This window comes from Arthrobacter sp. zg-Y916 (assembly GCF_020907385.1).
Lineage (GTDB): Bacteria > Actinomycetota > Actinomycetes > Actinomycetales > Micrococcaceae > Arthrobacter_B > Arthrobacter_B caoxuetaonis.
This window is the reverse complement of the sequence record NZ_JAJJOD010000001.1, coordinates 799,301-821,084: the sequence shown is the minus strand read 5'-3', so window position 1 is coordinate 821,084 and position 21,784 is coordinate 799,301. Positions and strand designations below refer to the sequence as shown.

The 21,784-nt window shown below is 66.5% G+C and carries 20 protein-coding genes and 1 pseudogene; 10 read left to right on the top strand and 11 right to left on the bottom strand.

Annotated features, from left to right (window positions below):
• The first annotated feature begins 417 nt into the window (after positions 1-417).
• The 5 genes and pseudogenes from LOC59_RS03975 (at position 418) to LOC59_RS03955 (ending at position 5,072) form a co-directional block, all read left to right on the top strand.
• Positions 418-1,398, top strand: coding sequence for a methionine ABC transporter ATP-binding protein (locus tag LOC59_RS03975; RefSeq protein ID WP_227894453.1), 981 nt, complete (start codon positions 418-420; stop codon positions 1,396-1,398).
• Positions 1,395-2,072: pseudogene (locus tag LOC59_RS03970) on the top strand (methionine ABC transporter permease); the annotation flags it as partial. The gene LOC59_RS03975 and the pseudogene LOC59_RS03970, both read left to right, overlap by 4 nt.
• Positions 2,073-2,335: 263 nt before the next feature.
• The gene (locus LOC59_RS03965; RefSeq protein WP_227894452.1) at positions 2,336-3,175 is read left to right on the top strand and encodes a MetQ/NlpA family ABC transporter substrate-binding protein; all 840 of its coding nucleotides are present in this window, start codon (positions 2,336-2,338) and stop codon (positions 3,173-3,175) included.
• A 137-nt stretch (positions 3,176-3,312) separates the two neighbouring features.
• Positions 3,313-4,257, top strand: coding sequence for an ABC transporter ATP-binding protein (locus LOC59_RS03960; protein ID WP_227894451.1), 945 nt, complete (start codon positions 3,313-3,315; stop codon positions 4,255-4,257).
• Positions 4,254-5,072, top strand: coding sequence for an ABC transporter permease subunit (locus LOC59_RS03955; RefSeq protein ID WP_229970658.1), 819 nt, complete (start codon positions 4,254-4,256; stop codon positions 5,070-5,072). Before LOC59_RS03960 ends, LOC59_RS03955 begins: the two co-directional genes overlap by 4 nt.
• Before the next feature lie 79 nt (positions 5,073-5,151).
• Here LOC59_RS03955 and hemL read toward each other — a convergent pair whose 3' ends face one another.
• From hemL to hemE, 8 genes are all read right to left on the bottom strand, one after another.
• On the bottom strand, positions 5,152-6,468 hold the full coding sequence (gene hemL, locus LOC59_RS03950) for a glutamate-1-semialdehyde 2,1-aminomutase (protein WP_227894449.1): 1,317 nt from the start codon (positions 6,466-6,468) through the stop codon (positions 5,152-5,154).
• On the bottom strand, positions 6,468-7,451 hold the full coding sequence (hemB, locus tag LOC59_RS03945; RefSeq protein ID WP_227894448.1) for a porphobilinogen synthase: 984 nt from the start codon (positions 7,449-7,451) through the stop codon (positions 6,468-6,470). The genes hemL and hemB overlap by 1 nt, the downstream gene beginning before the upstream one ends.
• Positions 7,448-8,371: a uroporphyrinogen-III synthase gene (locus LOC59_RS03940; RefSeq protein WP_227894447.1), complete on the bottom strand. Its 924-nt coding sequence runs from the start codon at positions 8,369-8,371 to the stop codon at positions 7,448-7,450. The genes hemB and LOC59_RS03940 overlap by 4 nt, the downstream gene beginning before the upstream one ends.
• Before the next feature lie 21 nt (positions 8,372-8,392).
• Positions 8,393-9,346 (bottom strand): hydroxymethylbilane synthase, encoded by a 954-nt coding sequence (gene hemC / locus LOC59_RS03935; RefSeq protein WP_227894446.1) that lies wholly within the window; start codon positions 9,344-9,346, stop codon positions 8,393-8,395.
• Positions 9,346-10,536 (bottom strand): ferrochelatase, encoded by a 1,191-nt coding sequence (locus tag LOC59_RS03930; RefSeq protein ID WP_423721151.1) that lies wholly within the window; start codon positions 10,534-10,536, stop codon positions 9,346-9,348. Before LOC59_RS03930 ends, hemC begins: the two co-directional genes overlap by 1 nt.
• Entirely contained in the window at positions 10,533-11,237 is a 705-nt protein-coding gene (gene hemQ, locus LOC59_RS03925; RefSeq protein ID WP_227915445.1) for a hydrogen peroxide-dependent heme synthase, read from the bottom strand. The genes LOC59_RS03930 and hemQ overlap by 4 nt, the downstream gene beginning before the upstream one ends.
• A gap of 72 nt (positions 11,238-11,309) precedes the next feature.
• Positions 11,310-12,776: a protoporphyrinogen oxidase gene (gene hemG / locus LOC59_RS03920; RefSeq protein ID WP_227894444.1), complete on the bottom strand. Its 1,467-nt coding sequence runs from the start codon at positions 12,774-12,776 to the stop codon at positions 11,310-11,312.
• 2 nt (positions 12,777-12,778) lie between these two features.
• A complete protein-coding gene (gene hemE, locus LOC59_RS03915) occupies positions 12,779-13,840 on the bottom strand; it encodes a uroporphyrinogen decarboxylase (RefSeq protein WP_227894443.1) in 1,062 nt (353 codons plus the stop codon).
• Positions 13,841-13,987: 147 nt separating this feature from the next.
• On the opposite strand from hemE, the gene LOC59_RS03910 reads away from it, so the two are divergent.
• Entirely contained in the window at positions 13,988-15,316 is a 1,329-nt protein-coding gene (locus tag LOC59_RS03910; RefSeq protein ID WP_227894442.1) for a glutamyl-tRNA reductase, read from the top strand.
• A gap of 32 nt (positions 15,317-15,348) precedes the next feature.
• On the opposite strand, the gene moeB is transcribed toward LOC59_RS03910, so the two are convergent.
• Positions 15,349-16,521, bottom strand: a complete 1,173-nt coding sequence (gene moeB / locus LOC59_RS03905; protein WP_227894441.1) for a molybdopterin-synthase adenylyltransferase MoeB — start codon at positions 16,519-16,521, stop codon at positions 15,349-15,351.
• 150 nt (positions 16,522-16,671) lie between these two features.
• Between moeB and LOC59_RS03900 the strand changes: the two genes are divergently transcribed.
• From LOC59_RS03900 to LOC59_RS03890, 3 genes are read left to right on the top strand one after another with little or no spacing between them, the layout of a single operon-like run.
• Positions 16,672-17,286, top strand: a complete 615-nt coding sequence (locus LOC59_RS03900; protein WP_227894440.1) for a TetR/AcrR family transcriptional regulator — start codon at positions 16,672-16,674, stop codon at positions 17,284-17,286.
• 45 nt (positions 17,287-17,331) lie between these two features.
• Positions 17,332-17,556 carry a DUF3107 domain-containing protein gene (locus LOC59_RS03895; RefSeq protein WP_152226695.1) on the top strand — a complete coding sequence of 75 codons (225 nt, stop codon included), beginning with the start codon at positions 17,332-17,334 and terminating at the stop codon, positions 17,554-17,556.
• A gap of 5 nt (positions 17,557-17,561) precedes the next feature.
• Positions 17,562-17,864: a hypothetical protein gene (locus tag LOC59_RS03890; RefSeq protein WP_227894439.1), complete on the top strand. Its 303-nt coding sequence runs from the start codon at positions 17,562-17,564 to the stop codon at positions 17,862-17,864.
• On the opposite strand, the gene LOC59_RS03885 is transcribed toward LOC59_RS03890, so the two are convergent.
• Together LOC59_RS03885 and LOC59_RS03880 are read right to left on the bottom strand one after the other, a co-directional pair.
• The gene (locus tag LOC59_RS03885; protein WP_227915449.1) at positions 17,861-18,952 is read right to left on the bottom strand and encodes an SGNH/GDSL hydrolase family protein; all 1,092 of its coding nucleotides are present in this window, start codon (positions 18,950-18,952) and stop codon (positions 17,861-17,863) included. The two genes, LOC59_RS03890 and LOC59_RS03885, sit on opposite strands and share 4 nt — an antisense overlap.
• A 26-nt stretch (positions 18,953-18,978) precedes the next feature.
• On the bottom strand, positions 18,979-19,689 hold the full coding sequence (locus LOC59_RS03880) for a ferritin-like fold-containing protein (protein ID WP_227894437.1): 711 nt from the start codon (positions 19,687-19,689) through the stop codon (positions 18,979-18,981).
• Positions 19,690-20,176: 487 nt separating this feature from the next.
• Between LOC59_RS03880 and LOC59_RS03875 the strand changes: the two genes are divergently transcribed.
• Positions 20,177-21,763 (top strand): DEAD/DEAH box helicase, encoded by a 1,587-nt coding sequence (locus LOC59_RS03875; protein ID WP_227915707.1) that lies wholly within the window; start codon positions 20,177-20,179, stop codon positions 21,761-21,763.
• Positions 21,764-21,784 lie beyond the last annotated feature (21 nt).

The following is a 21,784-nucleotide window of genomic DNA, read 5'->3' as shown; positions in this document are numbered from 1 at the left end:
GCAGCTGGCCGTCCCGCAGCTGGCCGCGGCCGGCGCGGTTGATGCGGTTGACGCCGCACCGGCACGTTCCCTGGCCGGGACGGTACCGCTGCTGGTCGAAGAAGCCGGCGGTCAGCTGGGCCTGGCACTGTCCGGAGATGCCGCAGTACCAGCCTGATCTCCGCAGAACCGGATTTCAGCCTGCGCACCCTCCGCGCGTAGCATTGACATACTTAACGCAGTGTTTGGCGCTGATGGCGCCCGGGCGCACCGGCCGGTCCACAGGACCGGGTTCCCCGCCCTGTGCCACGCGATTGGCAGGCACTCCTCCCCTGGCCGGGCCGTTGGCGTCCCATGCCGCCTGGCCGTTGGCGTCCTATGCCGCCTGGCCGCTTCCTGCACGACATTTTGAGTACAACAACGCAGACACGAGGATGAATGATCACTGTTACCGACCTGCGGAAGGTCTACCGTCAGGGCGCCCGCGATGTGGTCGCCCTGGACGGCGTGAGCATGAGCGTGCCCAAGGGATCCATCCACGGCATCATCGGACATTCCGGTGCCGGGAAGTCCACGCTGGTCCGCTGCCTCACACTGCTTGACCGCCCGACGTCGGGAACCGTCACCATCGACGGCCGGGAACTGACCAACGTGAAGGACGCCGAAATCCGGCAGGCACGCCGCCGTATTGGCATGGTGTTCCAGCACGCGAACCTCATGGATTCCAGGACCGCTGCCGCGAACGTCGCCCATCCCCTGGAACTGGTGGGTACCCCGCGCCGCGAGATCCAGGCCCGCGTCACCGAGCTGCTCGCGCTGGTGGGACTTGCCGACTTCGCCGACGCCTACCCGGCCCAGCTGTCCGGCGGACAGAAGCAGCGGGTGGGGATTGCGCGTGCCCTCGCGGCCCATCCTGACGTGCTCCTCTGTGATGAGCCCACGTCTGCCCTCGACCCGCGTACGACGGACGAGATCCTGGACCTGATCGCGGAGCTGACCCGCCGGCTGGAGCTGACCGTCCTGATCATCACCCATGAAATGAACGTCGTGAAGCGGATCTGCGACTCTGTTTCGCTGCTCGAAGCCGGGCGCGTGGTCGAGCATGGACCGCTGCAGGAAGTCGCCTCCGATTTGGGCGGCCGCCTGGCCAAGGCCCTCATCCCGCTTCCGGCAACTCCTCCCATCCCGGGCGGACCGGTGGTGGAACTCCTGATGGTCGGTGAGCATGCCACAGAACCGGTGCTCTCAGGACTGACCCGGCGCTTCGACACCGACGTCAACGTACTGGCCGGAAGCGTCGAAACCCTTGCCGGAACACGCTTTGGCCGGCTCCGCGTCCAGCTGGACCAGAGCACCGACATGGACGCTGTGCGGACATACCTCGCCGCCCAGGGCGTCGCAGTGGAGGTTGCAGCATGAACCTGCTCGAAGAACTCGCAAATAACCCCGGCATCACCAAGGCGCTTCCCGAAGCCGTCGCGGACACGCTGCTCATGGTGGGAGTCTCCGGATTCTTCACCCTGCTGATTGGCCTCCCGCTCGGCATTTTCCTGCACACCAGTGCTCCCGGCGGACTGCGGCCGATGCCGGTGACCAACCGGATCCTGTCCGACATGATCGTGAACATCACCCGCTCGATTCCGTTCGCGATCCTGATGGTCATCCTGATTCCGTTCTCCCGGCTCGTCACCGGTTCCTCGATTGGTCCGCTGGCTGCCTGCGTGCCGCTTTCCATCGGCACGATTCCCTTCTTCGCCCGTCTGGTCGAAACCTCGCTGCGGGACGTCGCCGGCGGAAAGATCGACGCTGCCCTCGTCATGGGATCCACCCGGATGCAGGTCATCCGGAAAGTCCTGATGCCGGAGGCCCTTCCCGGGCTCGTCGCAGCGCTGACCACCACCCTGGTGACGCTCGTGGGCTACTCGGCGATGGCTGGCATCATCGGCGGCGGCGGACTCGGCAGGCTCGCGTACAACTACGGCGTCCAGCGCTTCGACACTGCAGTCATGGTGGTCACGATCGTGATCATCGTGGCGATCGTGCAGATCATCCAGCTCGCCGGTGACTTCGCTGCCGCCCGGGTGGACCACAGGTCTGCGGCCGGCAGCAAGCGCCGTCGCCGCCCTGCTGCAGGGAGCGCCGGCCCCTCTGCTGCGCCGGCCGAGATTGCCGGCGGCGAAGAAGCAGCGGAAAGCACCGGCTCGCGGGCCCGCGTCTAGGGGCAGCATCGCTTCCACATTCTTCCGGGACCGGCCCATGCGGCGCGCCCCGGGCACTGCAGCCAGTAGCCGCTAGCTGCACAACGGCCGGCACCGGGTTCGCCCGGTAACCGGATTCTTGAAAGGAAACGCATCTGATGCGGAAAGCATTCTCACTCGTGGCCACTGGCGTGGCCGCGGCTCTGGCGCTGACGGCTTGCGGAGGCTCAGACGCCTCCTCCAGCGCTGTGGAGAGCCTCGATCCCGCCAACCCGGTCACACTGACTGTGGGCGCCAGCCCGCAGCCGCATGCCGTCATCCTGGAATACGTCGCGCAGAACCTCGCGGCAGACGCCGGACTGGAACTGGAAGTCGTCCCGTTCGATGACTACGTCACCCCGAACATCTCGCTTGACGACGGCTCGATCGACGTCAACTACTTCCAGCACCTCTCCTACCTGGAGGCGCAGACCGAGAGCCAGGGTTACGACTTTGAGCACGGCGAAGGCGTGCACATTGAGCCGTACGCCGTCTTCAGCGACAAGCACCAGGACATTTCCGGCGTCGAAGACGGAGCCCGGGTGGCGATCACCAATGACCCGTCCAACCAGGCCCGTGCCCTGCTCCTGCTGGAAGAAGCCGGCCTGCTCAAGGACGTGGGAGATGACGCTTCCGTCATCTCCCTGACGGATGAGCAGAATCCGAAGAACCTGGACTTCGTGGAGAACCAGGCTGAGCTGCTGGTCAATGACCTCTCCGATCCCACCGTGGACCTGGCCATCATCAACGGCAACTACATCCTCGATGCCGGGCTCAAGACGGAAGACGCACTGCTGGTCGAGTCCGTGGAGAACAACCCGTACGCGAACCTGCTCGCCTGGAAGGCAGGCAGCAAGGACGCACGCATCGACAAGCTCGAAGAGCTGCTGCACTCCCCCGAGGTGAAGACCTTCATCGAGGAGAAGTGGCCGAACGGTGACGTGACTCCCGCCTTCTAGCCCGGGGTCCCCGCCTTTCGAGATAACAGAAACTGCCCGTATATCCACACCGGATACGGGCAGTTTCTGTTATCTCGGGGAGTTCAACGGCCCGCGCGGCGCTAGCATGATGAGCACTGCCGCTCGAAGGGGTTCTGATGCCGCCCGTTATAGAGACGCATGCGCTGACCAAGCGCTACGGTTCCCGCACTGCGGTCTCTTCCCTTGAGCTGACGGTTGAGCCGGGATGCGTCTTTGGACTGATTGGCCCCAACGGTTCCGGGAAGACAACCACGCTGCGGATGCTGCTGGACATCATCCGGCCCACCTCCGGCCAGGTTCATGTGTTGGGGATTTCCCCGCGTGCCGGGGGTGCTGCGCTGCGCCGCCGGATCGGGTACGTTCCCGGTGACTTCCGGATCAGCGGCAGAGGCCGTGGCCGGACCCTGCTGGAGCACTTCGCGCAGGTCAGCGCCCCGGTTGCCGCTGGACGCGTGGAAGCACTCGCGCAGCGGCTTGGCCTTGACCTGTCCCGCCCGGTGCGTTCCCTGTCCAAGGGCAACCGGCAGAAGCTGGGACTGGTTCAGGCCTTTATGCATGACCCGGAACTGCTGGTCCTGGACGAGCCCACCAGCGGCCTGGATCCCCTGGTACAGCGCGAGTTCCTGCAGATGGTGGCTGAAGCCAGGGCCGCGGGACGCAGCGTACTTCTCAGCTCCCATGTACTGAGTGAAATCCAGCAGAGCGCAGATCAGGTCGCTGTCCTCTCCCGGGGCAAAGTGGTGGCGCAGGGGGATGTGGCGTCGCTGCGCCTGAACCGTCTTCGCCATGTGCGGGCCTCCGTTGTCCCTGCCCGGGACACCGGTCCGGGGCTGGGGGACGAACTCGCAGCCGCCGGTCTGCAGGGAACAGTAATCCGGCAGGACGGGACTATCCATGTCCAAGGCACGGTGGAAGGCGGCATGGACGCCGTCATCAAGGTGCTGGCACGGCACCGGGTACTGGACCTGGCGGTGGAGGAACCCGATCTGGAGGAATCCGTCCTGCGGCTCTACGGCGAACCTGCAGCTGCCGATCCGGGACAGGGAAGGGAATCAGGATGAGCCGGCAGCGGGTTTCTAAACGAGCTCCGCTGCCGGTATTCCGCCGGGCGGTTGTGGACTCCTGGCGCTCCACGTTTGTTTGGACGCTGGCCCTGGCTGCGGTACTGCTGCTCTACCTTCCGCTTTATCCCTCCATGAACGGCGCAGATATGCGGAACCTGATCAGCTCCCTGCCGTCCGAGCTGGTGAACGCCCTTGGTTACGAGGACATTCTCTCCGGTCCGGGCTATGTCCAGGCCACGTTCTTCGGGCTGCTGGGGTTTGTCCTGAGCACCGCTGCCGCAGTGTCCTGGGGAAGCTCGGCAATTGCCGGAGCCGAAGAATCCGGACGCTTGGAGCTCATCCTTTCGCACGGGGTGGGCAGGGTTCAATACGCGCTGGAGACGGCGTTGGGAATCATGGTTCGCCTGCTCTGGTTCGCTCTTCTCACAGCGGTGCTGGTCCTGGCGCTGAGCTCTCCTGCGGTGCTTGGGCTGGAGGCTGCCAACGTTGCGGCCGTGGAGTTCGCGTGGCTCGGGCTGGGCTATCTGGCCGGCAGCATTGCGCTGGCGGTGGGTGCGCTCACCGGACGCCGGAGCGCGGCGCTCGGCACTGCGGCAGGCGTGGCTGCCGCCGGTTACGTAATGAATGCTTTGGCGAACCAGAATTCGGAGCTTGGGTGGCTGAGGAACTTCTCCCCCTATTTCTGGGCCTACCGGAATGATCCGCTGGCGGAGGGCTTCGACCTTGCCGGCCTGGGACTGATCGCGGCAGCGTGCGTTCTCTTCACGGCACTGGCGGTATGGGCGCTGAACCGCCGGGACATCCTGGGCTAGGCACTCCACCGAGATAGCAGAAACTGCCCGTATCCACACCGGATACGGGCAGTTTCTGTCATCTCGATGAGGGAGAGCGCTACGGCTGGGCGGCCGCTGCTGCCTTGGCTGCAGCCGGAAGCGCCGAGAGGATCCGGTCCATCGCGGCGTCGTCGTGCGCGCCGGAAAGGAACCAGGCCTCGAAGACCGACGGCGGCAGGTAGACACCGGAGTCCAGCATCGAGTGGAAGAACGGCTTGAACCGGAAGGCATCCTGGGCCAAAGCATCGGCGTAGTCGTGCACGCCGTGCTCTGCCGTCCCGAAGGCGATGCTGAACAGGTTGCCGGCCCGCTGGACGCTGTGGTTCACGCCTTCAGCGGAGAGTGCCTCAGAGACAGCGTGGGACAGCTGGGCCGAACGGGCATCGATGTTGGCGTAGACCTCGGCCGTGGCTGCGGTCAGCGTGGCGACGCCGGCGGCCATGGCGATCGGGTTTCCGGACAGCGTGCCGGCCTGGTACACCGGTCCGAGGGGTGCAAGGTACTCCATGACCTCGGCGCGGCCGCCCAGGGCAGCCACGGGCATGCCGCCGCCAATGACCTTTCCGAAGGTGTAGAGGTCCGGCGCCCAGCCTTCCTTCTCCCCCGTCAGGCCCCAGTAACCTGCCGGTGACGTGCGGAACCCGGTAAGGACTTCGTCCAGGATCAGCAGCGCACCGTGGGCCGTGGTGATGCGGGACAGCGCGGCGTTGAAGCCCTCGGCCGGGGTGACAACACCCATGTTGGCCGGAGCAGCTTCGGTGATGACCGCGGCAATGTTCGCTCCGTGCTCGGCGAAGGCTGCCTCCACGGCAGCGACGTCGTTGTACGGCAGCACCAGGGTTTCAGCTGCGGTAGCGGCGGTGACGCCGGCCGAGCCGGGCAGGGCCAGGGTGGCGACGCCGGAGCCGGCGGAGGCCAGCAGGCCGTCCAGGTGGCCGTGGTAGCAGCCGGCAAACTTGATGACCAGGTTGCGGCCGGTGAAGCCGCGGGCCAGGCGGACGGCGGTCATGGTCGCTTCGGTGCCGGTGGAGACCATGCGCAGGCGCTCAACCGGCTTGACCCGGTCCATCACCAGGGCAGCCAGTTCGGCCTCTGCCGGCGTGGAGGCGCCGAAGGAAAGTCCGCGGTCGACGGCGGAGTGCACGGCGGCCAGGACGTCCGGGTGCGCGTGGCCCACGAGTGCCGGACCCCAGGAGCAGACCAGGTCAACGTACTCACGGCCCTCGGAGTCCGTGACGTACGGGCCCTTGGCGGAGACCAGGAACCGGGGGGTGCCGCCTACGGAACCGAAAGCGCGGACCGGCGAGTTCACGCCCCCGGGCATCAGGGCACGGGCGCGGTCGAAGAGCTCTTCGGAGGAGACTGTCTGGGTCATTACTTGCTTTCCTTCAGCCAGGCCGCCAATTCGGCAGCCCAGTACGTGAGAATAATGTTGGCACCGGCACGCTTGATGCCGAGGACTGATTCTTCAATGGCGCGGCGGCGGTCAATCCAGCCGTTCGCGGCCGCAGCTTCGATCATCGCGTACTCGCCGGAGATCTGGTAAGCCGCCACCGGAACCGGTGACATGGCGGCGACGTCGGCGAGGATGTCCAGGTAGCTCATGGCCGGCTTCACCATGACCATGTCGGCACCCTCTTCGAGGTCCAGTTCCACTTCCAGGAGTGCTTCGCGGCGGTTGGCGGCGTCCATCTGGTAGGTCCGGCGGTCGCCCGTGAGCTGGGAATCCACGGCTTCGCGGAACGGCCCGTAGAACGCCGACGCGTACTTGGCGGCGTAGGCGATCACGGAGACGTCCTGGAAGCCGGCGTCGTCCAGTGCCTGCCGGATCACGGCAACCTGGCCGTCCATCATGCCGGAGGGGCCCAGCACGTGGGCTCCGGCGCGGGCCTGCTCCACGGCCATCCGGCCGTAGATTTCCAGGGTGGTGTCATTGTCCACCACGCCGTCGGCGTCCAGCACGCCGCAGTGCCCGTGGTCGGTGAACTCGTCCAGGCAGACATCACTCATGATCACCAGATCGTTCCCGACCTCGGCGCGGACATCCGCAATCGCCTTGTTCAGCACGCCGTTCGGGTCGGTTCCGGCGCTGCCGGCGGCGTCCCGTTCTGCCGGAATGCCGAAGAGCATGATGCCGCCGACACCGAGTTCAACGGCTTCGGAAGCGGCCCGCTTAAGCGTTTCGGTGGTGTGCTGCACAACGCCGGGCATCGAAGTGATGGGGTTCGGCTCGGACAGGCCTTCGCGGATAAAGGCCGGAAGCACGAGCTCGGCCGGGTCCAGGCGGTATTCGGCGGTCAGGCGCCGCATCGCCGGTGTGGTCCGCAGCCGGCGGGGACGGTGCTGGGGAAAACTCATGGATGCGTTCTGCCTTCCGTTTCGGTGGATCTTGAATTCTGGTGGGCGGCGAGGGCCGCTTCGACGGCGTCTGCCATGCCGTCCGGCGTCGGGCTGGCTGCCGTTGCGGCCGGCGGGTGGCCCAGCCTGCCGAGCGCCTGCGTTGTCGGGTCCCCGATCGCGGCCAGCAGCGCGGTGCCCGGAACCAGGCAGTCGCGGACAAAGCGGCGGGCCGTGCTGGGAGAAGTAACCACAACGGCGTGGATTGGGTTCCCCTGGCTGCTGCCGGCAGCGAAGGCGCGGTAGTCCGCGGGGGTGAGTACTTCTTCTTCTGCGGGTTCTTCCCGAACCAGCGGCACGGCAGCCGGATAGTCCACTGTCTCGTATGCAGCGACGGCCGTGACCTTCCAGCCGGCGCTGGACAGCGCGTTGCGCAGGAAGGGATCGGCAATGTCCGCCTGCGGCAGGAAAATCCGGCCGCTCCCGGCATCCGGCCACGACGCTGCCAGGCCCCGCGCGGACTGGTCCGCCCCGGGCATGAAGCTAACGTCGATTCCCGCCGCCGCCAGTGCACGCCCGGTCGCGGCACCCACCGCGGCAACCCGGGTTCCGGCAACCAGTGCAGAAAGCGGGGTTCCGGTGGCTGAGGCGAAGTGTTTGAGCGCCTGGACAGTTGTCGCGGAAGTGAAGATGATCCAGTCGAATCCTCCGGCACCGAGGTCCAGCAATCCGGAGGACACCGGTGCGGTGTCCTCCGGGAGCTGGAAGTCGATCAGGGGAAGCAGCTGCACCCGTGCCCCGCGGGCGCGCAGTTCAGCTGCCATGGGCCCTGCACGGCCGGGGGTACGCAGCAGCACTACTTCCGCGCCGGAGAGCGCCCCTCCGGCACCGGAGGAGAGCCTGTCACCGGAGCGTGGCGCGCTGCTGCCTTCACCGTTCATCCGCCCTGCCTCAGCGGCCCATCAGGAGGCAAGCTCCGTGAGTTCCGCTGCGCCGGCGGCGAGCAGTTCTTCGGCCATACGGACGCCCAGGGCCCGTGCGCCGTCTTCGTCGGCCTGGGAGGTCGAGGAATAGCGCCGCAGCACGCGGGTTCCGTCATCGCTGCAGACCACTGCCTCCATGGCCATGCCTTTTTCGGTCATCCGGGCCAGGGCACCGATCGGCGCGGTGCAGCCGGCTTCCAGCCGGTACAGCAGGGCGCGTTCCGCCGTGACGGCCAGCCTGCTGGCGGTGTCGTCATAGGCGGCAAGTGCCCGGCTGAGCGGGCCGTCTGCGGCATCGGTGGTGCGGCATTCCACGGCCAGCGCACCCTGTCCGGGGGCCGGCAGCATCACAGCGGGATCCAGGAACTCCGAAACCATGTCCAGGCGCCCCAACCGGGAGAGGCCTGCGGCGGCCAGCACGACGGCGTCGAGGTCCCCGGGGCCGCCCTCGACCAGTCCGGCCACACGGGCCAGGCGGGTGTCGACGTTGCCCCGGATGTCCACGATCTCCAGGTCCGGACGCGCAGCACGCAGCTGGGCCGCGCGGCGGGGCGAGCCGGTGCCGACCGTGGCCCCGGCCGGAAGCTCCGCCAGGGTCAGCGAATCGCGGGCGCACAGGGCGTCCCGGACGTCGACCCGCGCCGGAACAGCACCGATGGTGAGACCGTTTGCCTCGGCCGTGGGCAGGTCCTTCAGCGAATGCACGGCAACGTCGCAGTCACCGCGAAGCAGCGATTCGCGCAGCGCGGCCACGAACACGCCGGTGCCGCCGATCTGGGACAGGGCTGCCCGGTTTACGTCGCCCTCGGTCTTGACGCGGACAAGCTCCACCTCGAAGCTGCCCAGTTCAGCGAGCGTCTCCGCGACGGTGGTGGTTTGCGTGAGGGCCAGGGCCGAGCCCCGGGTGCCGATCAGCACCGGTGCCTGCGCCACTACTCGACACCCACGGTCGAGTCGGCGCCCGCAATCGTCGGCTTCTCGCCGCGCAGGTTGGCGCAGCAGCCGGGACGGCAGACGTCGTACCACGGGCCGAGGTTGGTCACGGCCGGGCGCACTGCAATGTTGTTCTCCACTGTCCGTTCACAGACCAGGTCCACCAGGCCGGCCACGAACTTTTCGTGGATGCCCGGGGTCGGCGTGCGGTGTGCTGCCAGTCCGAGTTCGGTGCAGGTATCCATGGCTTCGGTGTCCAGGTCCCAGATGACTTCCATGTGGTCGCTGACAAACCCCAGCGGGACAATGACGACGCCGTCCACGCCCTTTGCCGGGAGCTCGGCAATCGCGTCGTTGATGTCCGGCTCGAGCCAGGGGATGTGCGGAGCGCCGGAGCGGGACTGGTAGACCAGCTGCCAGTCCAGGCCCGCTGCTTCGGGAACCCGGTCCATGATGGCACGTGCGTTGGCGAGGTGCTGCGCCACGTAGGCACTTCCCTCTTCGAACTCGCGGTCGCGCGGGCCGGCTGCCTCAGCATCGGCGGTGGGGATGGAGTGGGTCGAGAAGAGGACCTCGATCTTTCCTTCCGGCTTGCCTGCGGCGGTGAGCTGCTCCCGGACCTTGGCGATCGAATCCCGCACGCCTTCCACGAACGGCTCCACCAAACCGGGATGGTCGAAGTACTGCCGGACCTTATCCACCTGCAGCTTTTTGTCCAGGCCGGTGGCCAGGAGGTTCATGCCCAGGTCTTCGCGGTACTGCCGGCAGGAGGAGTAACAGGAGTAGACGCTGGTGGTGACCATCAGCAGGCGGCGGTACCCGGCGTCGGCGGCTTCCTGGAGAACATCCTTGATGTAGGGATCCCAGTTGCGGTTGCCCCAGAGAACCGGCAGCTCGATGCCGCGGCGCCCGAGCTCTGCTTCCAGCGCTGCCTTCAGCGCCCGGTTCTGCTCATTGATGGGGCTGATGCCGCCGTTGGCGCGGTAGTGCGTAGCCACCTCTTCGAGCCGTTCATCGGGGATACCGCGGCCGCGGGTGACGTTGCGCAGGAACGGGATGACGTCTTCCTGGCCCTCGGGTCCGCCGAAGGAGGCCAGGAGGATCGCGTCGTACTTGGCCGGTGCCATCACTCCGTCCCCGTTGACTCCGTCGAACGGGTCGAAGGACGGTTCTGCGGCAGTGGATGTCATTTGAGCACCTCGGGAACTTCGGCAGCGGCAATGCGCCGGCCGGTGTAGAAGGGGATCTCTTCGCGCACGTGGTTGCGTGCTTCGGTGGAACGCAGGTGGCGCATCATGTCCACGAGGTCCACCAGGTTCGGGGCTTCCAGGCCCAGGATCCATTCCCAGTCGTTCAGGGCGAAGGAAGCCACAGTGTTTGCCAGCACCTGCGGGAACTCCCGGCCCAGCTTGCCGTGATCGCGCAGCATGGCACCGCGTTCCTCGGCGGGCAGCAGGTACCACTCGTAGGAACGCACGAACGGGTAGACACAGATCCAGGCTTCGGGGGCGATGCCGCGGGCGAAGGAGGGCCAGTGGTTCTTGGAGAACTCGGCGTCGCGGTGGACGCCCATGGCAGACCAGGCGATTTCGGTGCCGGCGAACAGTTCGGAGCGGCGGATCTGCCGGACCGCTGCCTGCAGGGCCTCGGGACGGCTGCCGTGCAGCCAGATCATGATGTCCGCGTCAGCGCGCATGGCCGAGACGTCGTAGATGCCGCGCAGGGTCACGGACTCGTCAGCAAACCCGGAGACGAGGGCTTCGAAGGCGTCCAGAGCACTTTCGCTGCTCTTACGTGGAAGTTCCGACCGCTTGAAAACGGTCCAGAGAGTAAAGAACTGTTCTTGTGTTTCGGCTGTTTCAGTTTCGGTCTGACCCATGGGCTCACTCATGTCTAACAGTCTGCCGGTTTCGGCAGGCTTAGGCGAAATAGGGAACTTCTACGTGCCGTAGAACTGTTTCGATTATTCCACGGCTTTCACGGCCTCGGCGAGGTGCTTCGCGCGGTACCGGGTATCCGCCGTCACGGCGGCCAGTCCGGTTCCGGCAAGCCAGGCGCCCACTACCTCCAGGCCGTGCACTTCGGCCACCGCAGCACGCACCGCCATCACCCTTTCGGCGTGGCCCACCGAAGCGGACGGAAGCGCACCCACCCAGCGGACGACGTCCCAGCCGATCACATCGGTTTCCTCCAAAGGCACCTGGAGCAGGGCAGAGGCATCTGCGAGCGCTGCCGCGAAAAGGTCCTCATCCGGGCGGAGGGCAGTGGTGTCCGCAGACTGGCCGGGGCCGAGGCCGCGGCCGTAGGACAGGCGCAGGACGTGGGTGCCCGGTCCGGTGGAATCAGCGAGCCACTGCCATTTGGCGGTGGCATGGGTCAATGCCTTGGCCTGGACGTCGACGGCGTCCAGCGCCACGAGCACTCCGGTTCCCCGGGGCTTTGCGTCGAGTTCAGGACGGTCAACTACCAGCGTCACCAGCGCCACGCCGGGTCCAGGCCCCGGACGGAAGTCCGAGAGGCCCGGAACGGAAGGTGCCAGGAGGTCGACGGCGGTCGGCCCGTCCGCGGCAACCACCACGGCGTCGGCCTCAAGCAGGTCCCCGGCAGCTACCCGGAAGCCGTCCGCGGTCCGCTCGATGCCAGTCACGGGTGTGCCGGCCAGGAGCGTGGCACCGCGCTGCCTCAAATCTGCGCAGAGGGCCTGGGTCAGCGTCCCCATGCCTCCTTTCAGGGAGGCGACGGTGGAACCGGCAGGTGCTGCTTTGCGCATGGCCCCCACGGCAGCGGAGAGCGAGCCATGCTCGGCCATCGCCTTGCGCAGGCCCGGAGCCACTGAATCCACGTCCAGGACATCGGGATCAGCGGAATACACTCCGCCCACCACCGGGCTCACCAGCCGCTTCAGGACCGGTTCTCCCATCCTTGACCGCACAACCTCACCCAGGCTGACCTTTTCCTTGCGGAGCAGGGGTGCCATGGGAAGGACACGGTCCAGGGACGCGCGGGCCACCCCCACGCGTCCAATGGCTTTGGCAATCTCTTCGGCCCGCGGATCCGCCGGGATTCCCAGCAGTCCGCTCTGCGGCATCCGCTGCGCTGCCTGGGCCAGGTCCGGCCCGCCAAGCTGCAGCCAGGCCCCGGCCGGGTCCGGCTGCACAATGTCTTCGGCCAGACCCAGCTCCCCGATCAGTGCCGGTACTGCCCCGGAACGCGAGGCATAGGACTCCGCGCCGCTGTCCAGGTTCAGCCCGGCAACCCGGTGGGTGCCAACGCAGCCGCCGAAAGCCTCTGCGGCCTCCAGCACCGTCACCTCCAGCCCTTCGCGGGCCAGGTCACGGGCAGCGATGAGCCCGGAGATTCCTCCTCCGACGACGACGGCGCGGCGCGCCTGCCGGGAGTAAGGCGTTTCTGGCTTCGCGGCTGCGGGCATGGTTACGGCTCCACGGAGTGAACGAGTTCAACCACCCGGGTCAGGATTTCCGGGTCGGTTTCCGGCGGCACGCCGTGGCCGAGGTTCACCACGTGGCCCGGTGCCGAGGCTCCGGCTGCCAGGACCCCGCGAACATGCGCTTCCAGGACGGGCCAGGGTGCGGACAGCAGCGCCGGGTCAATGTTGCCCTGGAGCGGAACGGTCCCGCCCAGGCGGCGGTTGGCCTCATCCAGCGGCAAACGGTAGTCAACGCCAACGACGTCGACGCCGACGTCGCGCATCGCGGCCAGCAGCTCCGACGTTCCCGTACCGAAGTGCACCAGCGGCGCACCGAGGCCGCGGACATGTTCGAGGGCCCGGGCCGATGCCGGCGCCACCTTCTCGGTGTAGTCCTTGAGCCCCAGCGACCCTGCCCAGGAATCAAAGAGCTGGCCGGCGCTGGCCCCGGCTTCCAGCTGGGCGCGCAGGAACATGCCGGAGGCATCGGCCGCCCAGTCCGTCAGGGCCTTCCAGGTTTCCGGGTCGGCGTGCATCATCGTGCGCGGGCCCAGGTGGTCGCGCGACGGTTTGCCTTCCACCATGTAGGCGGCCAGCGTGAACGGTGCCCCGGCGAAGCCGATCAGCGGCGTGCTGCCCAGCTGCTCCACCGTCAGTGCCACAGCCTGGCGGATCGGTTCCAGCGCCTCTTCGGTGAGGCGGGGAAGGGCAGCGACGTCGGCGGCAGTCCGTACCGGTGCGCCCAGGACGGGCCCGACACCCGGAACGATGTCCACGTCCACTCCCGCCAGCTTCAGCGGGATCACGATGTCGGAAAAGAAGATTCCGGCATCGACGTCGTGCCGGCGGACCGGCTGCAGCGTGATCTCGGAAGCCAGCTCAGGCTGCAGGCAGGATTCGAGCATGCCGATGCCTTCCCGGACCTTGCGGTATTCAGGCAGCGAACGTCCAGCCTGGCGCATGAACCAGACCGGACGCCGGGACGGCGTGCCGCCGCGGTAAGCGGTGATAAGCGGGGAATCGGCCGTGCGGCCATCCATGAGCGGATGAGAGGCGCTGAGAGTCATGTTCTGATTCTCCCCAAAATCAGCTCCGAAGGTTAAACGGCCGGCCTGCTGCGGCCGCACCGGCCGCCCTTAATGCGGCCCAAATCACGCTGCACTGTGGTCACCGATGCCGTCGATAACAGTTTGGGTGGCTAGTATTAAGCCACTGTGGTTCTTCTATCCCTTATTGCGACGCACTCAGACGTAGACCTTGAGACCGTAGCCCGGCTTAGTGCGGGCGCGCCCAAGGTCCCTTCCTCCCTGCTGGAAAACGGCCCCGCTGTTGCCGGCGCGGTGGTCCTGGCGACCTGCAACAGGTTTGAGGTGTACTGCGAAGCCCGGTCTGAGGACGACGTCGAAGCGGCACGTTCCGCAGCCATCGCGGAAATCAGCCGGCACTCGGGCCTGGAAGAAGACCTCGTCTCCCGCTCCTTGACCACCAACACCGGCCAGGAAGTAGCCAAGCACCTGTTTGCCGTGGGCGCAGGGCTGGACTCCGCCGTCGTCGGCGAACGCGAAATTGCCGGCCAGGTGCGGCGCGCACTCATCGAAGCGCAGGAAGAGGGCACGGCCAGCGGCACCCTCACCCGCTTGTTCCAGACAGCTTCACGAACAGCCAAGGACGTTGGCGCGCTGACGGCGCTGGGCAAACGCGGGCTTTCGATCGTTTCCGTCGCGCTGGAACTCGCTACAGATCTCTCCGAAGACATTGACTGGCGCAACAAGGCCGTCGTCGTTTTCGGCACCGGAGCCTATGCCGGAGCAACCATGGCGCTGCTCAAGGAGCGCGGCTGCACCGACATCGGCGTCTATTCCTCTTCCGGACGCGCCGAGTCCTTCACCGCTTCCCGCGGCGGAACCGCGTTGGACGGCGAGAGCCTGACAGCCGCCGTGGCCCGTGCCGACGTCGTCATTGGCTGTTCGGGTTCGGACAACCAGGTCGGCGCCGACGATATCCGCCGGGTCCGGGAAGAAACCGAGCGTCCCCTGATCATCATCGACCTGGCACTGACACATGATTTCGACCCCGCTGTCCGCGAGGTCGACGGCGTAGAGCTGATCACGCTGGAGTCTGTTCGGCTGGCGGCTCCCGCGGAGCAGGCGGAATCACTGCAGCAGGCCAACCGGATTGTTTCCGACGCCGCCAAGGCCTTCTCCGAAGCGCAGCTGAGCCGGGAACTGGATTCGGCAATCGTCGCCCTGCGCCGTCACACCCTCAGCGTCCTGGACAAGGAACTGGAGAAGGTCCGTGCCCAGCACGGCTGCACCGGTGCCGGGCAGGAAGTTGAATTCGCGATGCGCCGCATGGTCAAGGCCCTGCTGCATGTCCCCGCCGTCCGTGCCCGGGAGCTGGCAGCCAACGGCGGACAGGATGACTACATCCGCGGGCTGGAAGCCATCTACGGCATCACCCTGGATGAGTCACCGGCCAAGCAATCCGGTGCCGCGGCTGAGCCGGTTCCGGAAGAAGAGACCGGGCGCAGCAAGTCCGCCTGAGTCCCTCCCCCGTACAACCCTAGTAGACGGGTTTAGTAGACGGGTTTGTGCGGCTCGATGTTCCGCACCCATTCAAGGATGCCGCCGTCGACGTTGTAGGCGCTGGGGTTTCCGCGCTCCCTCAGGAAAGCCGTCACTTCAGCCGACCGGCCGCCGGACTTGCAGTGCACATAGACTGTCCGGCCGGGATCCGGGACGTTTTCTCCGGACAGAATCCCTGCCCGGGGAACCAAGGCTGCGCCGTCGATGCTCACAATCCCGTGTTCCCCCGGTTCCCGCACGTCGATCAGGTCGAAATCCGCCCTGCCGGCCGCGCGTTCCCGGAGCAGTGCCGCCAGCTCCGTCACTGAAATCCCGGGCACCTCGGCCCGGGCGGAACCCGTCCCGCAGAAAAGACCGTAGTCAATGAGCCCGGTGACCTTGGGACGGTCCGGGTCCCTGCGGAGCCCCACTTCCCGAAAGCTCATGTCCAGGGCGTTGAAGACCAGCACCCGCCCCAGCAGTGTCCGGCCGGTCCCGGTGAGAAGCTTGACCGCTTCATTGACCATCACCGAGCCGATCTGCGCGCACAGGACTCCCAGCACTCCGCCTTCCGCGCAGGACGGAACGGCACCGGGCTCGGGCGCTTCCGGATAGAGGTCCCGGTACGTTGGGCCGTGCTGTCCCCAGAAGACGCTGACCTGTCCGTCAAAACGCAGGATGGATCCCCACACATACGGCTTGCCCAGGATCTCCGCCGCGTCATTGACAAGGTAGCGGGTGGCAAAGTTATCCGTTCCGTCCAGGATCAGGTCATAACCGCTGAAGATCTCCAGCGCATTTCCGGCATCGAGCCGGACTTCATGCAGCACCACGTCCACCAGGGGGTTCAGCGCCTTCACGCTGGTGCGTGCCGACTCCGCTTTGGAGGTGCCGACGTCGTGAACGGAGTGGATGACCTGGCGCTGGAGATTGGAGGTGTCCACCCGGTCATCGTCCACGATGCCCAGGGTCCCCACTCCCGCGGCCGCCAGGTAGAGCAACGCCGGCGACCCCAGACCGCCGGCGCCGATCACCAGCACTTTGGCGTTTTTGAGCCGGCGCTGGGCCTCAGCGCCAAAACCCGGAAGGATGAGATGCCTGGAATAACGCTCGGTTTCCTCACGGGTCAGTTCCGCTGCGGGATCAACCAGTGGCGGCAGCGAAGCGAGTGTGTCAATGCTCATGGCATCCAATGTATGCTTCCGGCTGCCCCGATTCGAGGCTGCCACCGCGCGAGCCTGACTCACGTGCCTTCCTTCAGTGTTACCCGCGGGTAAACTGTTGTTCCACGAGCCGGTTTCGCACCCGGCACCCATTGAGAGGTCCAACAACACGTGAGCAACCAGCCCGCCGGCAAATCCACCCGGCTCCCCCGGGAAGAGCGCCGCCGGCAGCTGATGCAGGCAGCACAGGAAGTCTTTGTCAGCCGCGGGTTCCACGGCGCCGCAATGGATGAGATTGCCGAGACCGCGCAGGTCAGCAAGCCCGTGCTGTACCAGCACTTCCCGGGCAAGCGAGAGCTCTACCTGGCACTGCTTGATGACCACCTTGGAACGCTGACCCAGTTCCTGAAGACGGCGCTCTCCTCCACGACTGACAACAAGCTCCGCGTCCGGGAAACCATGCGTGCCTACTTCCGCTTCGTGGCGCAGGACAGCCAAGGCCACCGTCTGGTCTTCGAATCCGATTTGACCAGCGATGACGAAGTGAGTTCCCGGATTGAGGCGTTCAACGCCCGTTTTGCCAGCGACATCGCGGACGTCATCGCCGAGGACACCAAGCTCTCCCACCTTGAGGCGACGCTGCTGGGCCGCGCACTGGCGGGCATGGCGCAGGTCAGTGCCCGTTATTGGCTCGAAACCGACGGCGGCCTGGACATCGATGCTGCCAGCGAGCTGGTCTACCGTTTAGCTTGGCGCGGAATCAGCCGCTTCCCCAAGGAAATCTAGAGTAGATTCGATTCACTTGAGTTCGTTTACACAGGAGGCACCACGGTGGAAGTAAAGATCGGTATCCAGAACGTCGGACGCGAGATTGTGTTCGAGTCCGGGCAGAGCGCGGACCAGGTCGCCGACACCGTCGCCGAGGCCATCAAGGGCTCGAAGGAACTGCGCCTTTCCGATGAAAAGGGACGCCTCATCATCGTTCCCGCAGGTGTTATCGGCTACGTCGAGATCGGCGCCGAAGAAGTCCGCCGCGTCGGTTTCGGCGCTCTCTAGGCACCATGCTTGAGCTGATGCTCGCCGCCGTGGCAACTGCCTCGGCCGGCTTCATCGTCTGGGGTGCCGACCCGCGCAGGCGGCGGTACGGCGTCCTCCTGCTGCCGGGGATCTCCCTGGCAGCAGGACTCACAGCCTGGATTCTCCTGCAGTTCTCCGGCATTCCCGTCACCCCGGGCCTGATGTGGCTGACCTGGGCAGTTCCCGTCATGGCCGGTCCTGCCGCTGCGGTGACGGCAGCACTGGTCCTGGTTCCCCGCCGAACAGCCCGTGACGACGCCGAAGAGCAACGCATCCTTCGGCTCTAGTCCTGCGGGCGGTCCAGGATTTTTCTCAGTTCACGCGCGAAAACGGGGGCTGCCGCATCGTGGCCGCCCCTGCCGAAGTGCAGGCCGTCGTCCAGTTTCGAGCCCAGCGAGTAGCGTTTCCACCAGTCCTTCGGGCTGAGGAACTCCAGGTCCTCCTCGGCTGAAACCCTGGCCATCAGGTCATCAACTTCACCCCGCCGTCCCCCGCCGTCCCCGATGACGCCGACGACGACGATCCTGGTCTCGGGGTAGGTGCGCCGGATTTCCCGGATCAGCTGGAGGGCATTCTGCCGGATCGCCTGGTTGCTGGGCCCATGGGCGTCGTTCCCGCCGCCCTGCAGGACGACCAGCCCGGGCTTGCCCCACGGCATCAGCCACTCCTCGCCTTCAAGAGCTGAGGGATAGTTGCCCACCCTGCCGTTCCCTTGGGTGTAGCCGGTACCCCCTGCTCCCAGAATCACGGGGTGGTAGCCCAGCGAAAACAGTCCCTTGCCGACCCATGTGTCCCTGCCGGCCTGCGAATCGCCGATAACCACGGCCGCTTTTTCCACCTCCGGGAGGTAGGCCATGGTCCGGCCCAGGCGGGGAACGTACATCAGCGTGCCCTTCTGGAAATCGGTCCGGTAGTCGCCGCCGAAGCTGTACTCCGAGGTGACGGGCCACCCCAGGTTCCCTCCGGAGGACTTCCATCTGCTGAATACCTCCGTGCGCAGGGCACGTGCCCCGGTGGAAGCAGACCACACGAGCGTCTCGGTGCCGAAGGACCAGGAGCACCCGGCCAGGGAACAGGATGGGGCCTCCAGGGGTTCCGGGAGGGGGCGGTCGCCGGCGGCGCGGATGTCCACGAGTGTGGTCATCGCAGCCCAGCCGACGGCCGGAACACCCTGCGGCGCAGCCGTAATTCCAACCTGCGGCGGTTCTCCCGCTTCCGTCAGGCCAGCCGTTGGCTGTGAGCCCAGGACCGGCGTGGGCGGGCCCGCAGCCGGAAGTGCTCCCGCCGGCTCCGCTGTCCCGCATCCCGCTGCTCCCAGCACGGCCGCCAGCGCCGCGGCAACCACCAGGCTCCTGCGGCTGGACCTTCTAATCATGTTTCCCCACGCTGAACAGGTGCGCGTCAGGCAGTCAGCCCCAACAGGGACATCCTGCGGGAATGGTTGCGCGTGAGCTGGCTGAAGAGTTCACGGATCTGCACGTCATAGTCCTCGCGGCTCACCTCACCTGCGAGACCTTTGGGGAAGGCGCGCTCAATGACGATGCGCTGGGCCTGGGTGAGCGCTTCGCCCACCAGGCGCCGGCCCCAAAGTGCCAGCCGGGACGCCAGCCTGGGATCATCCTTCAAGGACTCCTGCAGGCGCACAAAGAGCACCTCACCGGGTGCCTCGCTGCTGCCCAGCATGGAGGAGATCAGGGCGGCGCTCTCATCGTCCAGGCGGGACCCCAGCGCTGCATAGAAGTCGTCCGAGATCGCATCGGTCACGTAGAACTTCATCAGTGACTCGTGCCAGTCACCCGGCCTGGTGCGGTCATGGAAGGCATCAACGGACTGCTGGAAGGGAGCCATGGCCTGCTCCGGGTCTGCACCCATGCCCTCCAGGTGGGCGGAGACGCGCTCGAAGTGGGTGTATTCCCTGACCGCCAGCCTTCCCAGCGTGGCACGGTCCCGCAGCGTCGGCGAGAAACGGGCATCCGAGGACATCCGTTCGAACGCGGACAGCTCACCGTACGCGATCACGCCAAAAAGGTCGGTCAGGAACTGTGTGTAGGCCGGTGCCGTGCCCACTGCCGATGCCCGGGCGCCTGCGGCCCCGCCGTTGTGCTCACTCATGTGCCAAGCGTACCGGTGTGGCCCTTGTCTCAACCGCCATCCACCCTGGGCCGGGTTAAAGTCCGTCATCGGATCGAAGCGCTCACGGCCCCGTTGACGCGCTGGGAACCGCCAATGCGGCCCCCCGCAGCCGTACCGGTTAGACTGGAGGGGTAGTAAATGGATGCCCGGTCGTTCCCACGTTCCTTAAATGCCAGCTGGACACAGAGCCAGCCTGGCCGTGAGACCCGCAATACCTACGCGATCTTGATATTTTCCGGCCGCTGCCTTTGCCGAATGCAGTTGGAGTGGCCAGCAGTTGTTAGCCCGCGATCGGCTTCCGCTGGACGCATTACCTGCGCGCCATCCGCTCCGTGATGGGCCTATGCCCGCTCGTCGAGCGCTGCCGGCGCAGAATGCCTAACTGAACGGTATGTAATTGAACACTGAACTTTCACAGGTCGGCGAAGCCCACTTGACGGCCGATGACAGCAACGAAGAACTCGATGTGGCCGAGTCGCTCGCCACAACGGAGGCAGCGGCAGAAATCCCCACCCTCACCTTCGCCGATTTTGGCGTCCGCGCCGACATCGTTGAGTCCCTGGCTGACGCCGGGATCACCCACCCCTTCCCCATTCAGTCGATGACGCTCCCGGTGGCACTGGGCGGCCACGACATCATTGGCCAGGCCAAGACCGGCACCGGCAAGACCCTCGGTTTCGGCATCCCCGCCCTGCAGCGCGTGATCGCCCCGGAAGACGAAGGCTATGCCGAGCTCGCCGTCCCGGGTGCGCCCCAGGCCCTGATTGTGGTCCCCACCCGTGAACTCGCGGTACAGGTTGCCGGAGACCTCACCACGGCGGCCCGCCGCCGCGGCGCCCGTATCGTCACCATCTACGGCGGCCGCGCCTACGAACCGCAGGTTGAGGCACTGGCAGCAGGCGTCGAGATCGTCGTCGGCACCCCGGGCCGGCTGATCGACCTCTACAACAAGAAGCAGCTCTCCCTGAAGAACGTGCGGATCGTCGTCCTGGATGAGGCCGACGAGATGCTGGACCTGGGCTTCCTTCCCGACGTCGAGACCCTGATGGCCGCCACTCCGGCAGTCCGCCAGACCCTGCTGTTCTCCGCCACCATGCCCGGCGCCGTCGTCTCCATGGCCCGCCGTTACATGACCAAGCCCACCCACATCCGGGCAGCGGATCCTGACGACGAGGGCCTGACCAAGAAGGACATCCGCCAGGTCGTCTACCGCGCCCACAACCTCGACAAGAGCGAAGTGGTAGCCCGCATCCTCCAGGCTGAAGGCCGCGGACGCACCATCATCTTCACCAAGACCAAGCGGACGGCTGCCAAGCTCTCCGAGGAACTGGTGGACCGCGGCTTCGCCGTGGCCGCCATGCACGGCGACCTTGGCCAGGGCGCACGCGAACAGGCAATGCGGGCCTTCCGCAACGAAAAGGTGGACGTCCTGGTTGCCACTGACGTGGCGGCCCGCGGCATCGACGTCGATGACGTCACCCACGTCATCAACTACCAGTGCCCCGAAGACGAGAAGACCTACCTGCACCGAGTGGGCCGCACCGGGCGTGCCGGCAACAAGGGCACCGCCGTGACGTTCGTTGACTGGGACGATGTTCCCCGCTGGGGCCTCATCAACAAGGCTTTGGGCCTGGACCAGGCCGAACCGGTTGAGACCTATTCCTCCTCGCCGCACCTCTACACCGACCTCAGCATTCCTGCGGGCACCAAGGGCCGGCTTCCCCGCAACAAGCGCGTGCTGGCAGGCATTGACGCGGAGAAGCTGGAGGACCTGGGCGAAACCGGTAAGTCCGGCGGACGCCGCGCCCCCCGGTCTGACTCCGGCCCGCGTTCGGGAGGACGTTCCTCCTCCGGCGGCGGCCGCAGTTCAGACCGCGCCCGCGCACCGCGGGACGGCGCACGCCGCAGCTCCGAGAACGGCAGCCCGGCGCCCGCGGCTGAGGCACCGGCCGGCGGAAGCGAGCAGCCCAAGAGCGACCGGCCGCGGCGCAACCGCAGCCGCACCCGCCGCCGTAACGGCGAAGTCGTCAGCAAGGCTCCCGCCGCCGAATAGGCCGGGACCTTCGCAGCACGG

Bases quoted from the DNA above. Each gene is read 5' to 3' on its own strand.
- LOC59_RS03975 (WP_227894453.1), top strand. From the start codon at position 418: ATGATCACTGTTACCGACCTGCGGAAGGTCTACCGTCAGGGCGCCCGC.
- LOC59_RS03965 (WP_227894452.1), top strand. From the start codon at position 2,336: ATGCGGAAAGCATTCTCACTCGTGGCCACTGGCGTGGCCGCGGCTCTG.
- LOC59_RS03960 (WP_227894451.1), top strand. From the start codon at position 3,313: ATGCCGCCCGTTATAGAGACGCATGCGCTGACCAAGCGCTACGGTTCC.
- LOC59_RS03955 (WP_229970658.1), top strand. From the start codon at position 4,254: ATGAGCCGGCAGCGGGTTTCTAAACGAGCTCCGCTGCCGGTATTCCGC.
- hemL (WP_227894449.1), bottom strand. From the start codon at position 6,468: ATGACCCAGACAGTCTCCTCCGAAGAGCTCTTCGACCGCGCCCGTGCC.
- hemB (WP_227894448.1), bottom strand. From the start codon at position 7,451: ATGAGTTTTCCCCAGCACCGTCCCCGCCGGCTGCGGACCACACCGGCG.
- LOC59_RS03940 (WP_227894447.1), bottom strand. From the start codon at position 8,371: ATGAACGGTGAAGGCAGCAGCGCGCCACGCTCCGGTGACAGGCTCTCC.
- LOC59_RS03930 (WP_423721151.1), bottom strand. From the start codon at position 10,536: ATGACATCCACTGCCGCAGAACCGTCCTTCGACCCGTTCGACGGAGTC.
- hemQ (WP_227915445.1), bottom strand. From the start codon at position 11,237: ATGAGTGAGCCCATGGGTCAGACCGAAACTGAAACAGCCGAAACACAA.
- hemG (WP_227894444.1), bottom strand. From the start codon at position 12,776: ATGCCCGCAGCCGCGAAGCCAGAAACGCCTTACTCCCGGCAGGCGCGC.
- hemE (WP_227894443.1), bottom strand. From the start codon at position 13,840: ATGACTCTCAGCGCCTCTCATCCGCTCATGGATGGCCGCACGGCCGAT.
- moeB (WP_227894441.1), bottom strand. From the start codon at position 16,521: ATGAGCATTGACACACTCGCTTCGCTGCCGCCACTGGTTGATCCCGCA.
- LOC59_RS03890 (WP_227894439.1), top strand. From the start codon at position 17,562: ATGCTTGAGCTGATGCTCGCCGCCGTGGCAACTGCCTCGGCCGGCTTC.
- LOC59_RS03885 (WP_227915449.1), bottom strand. From the start codon at position 18,952: ATGATTAGAAGGTCCAGCCGCAGGAGCCTGGTGGTTGCCGCGGCGCTG.
- LOC59_RS03880 (WP_227894437.1), bottom strand. From the start codon at position 19,689: ATGAGTGAGCACAACGGCGGGGCCGCAGGCGCCCGGGCATCGGCAGTG.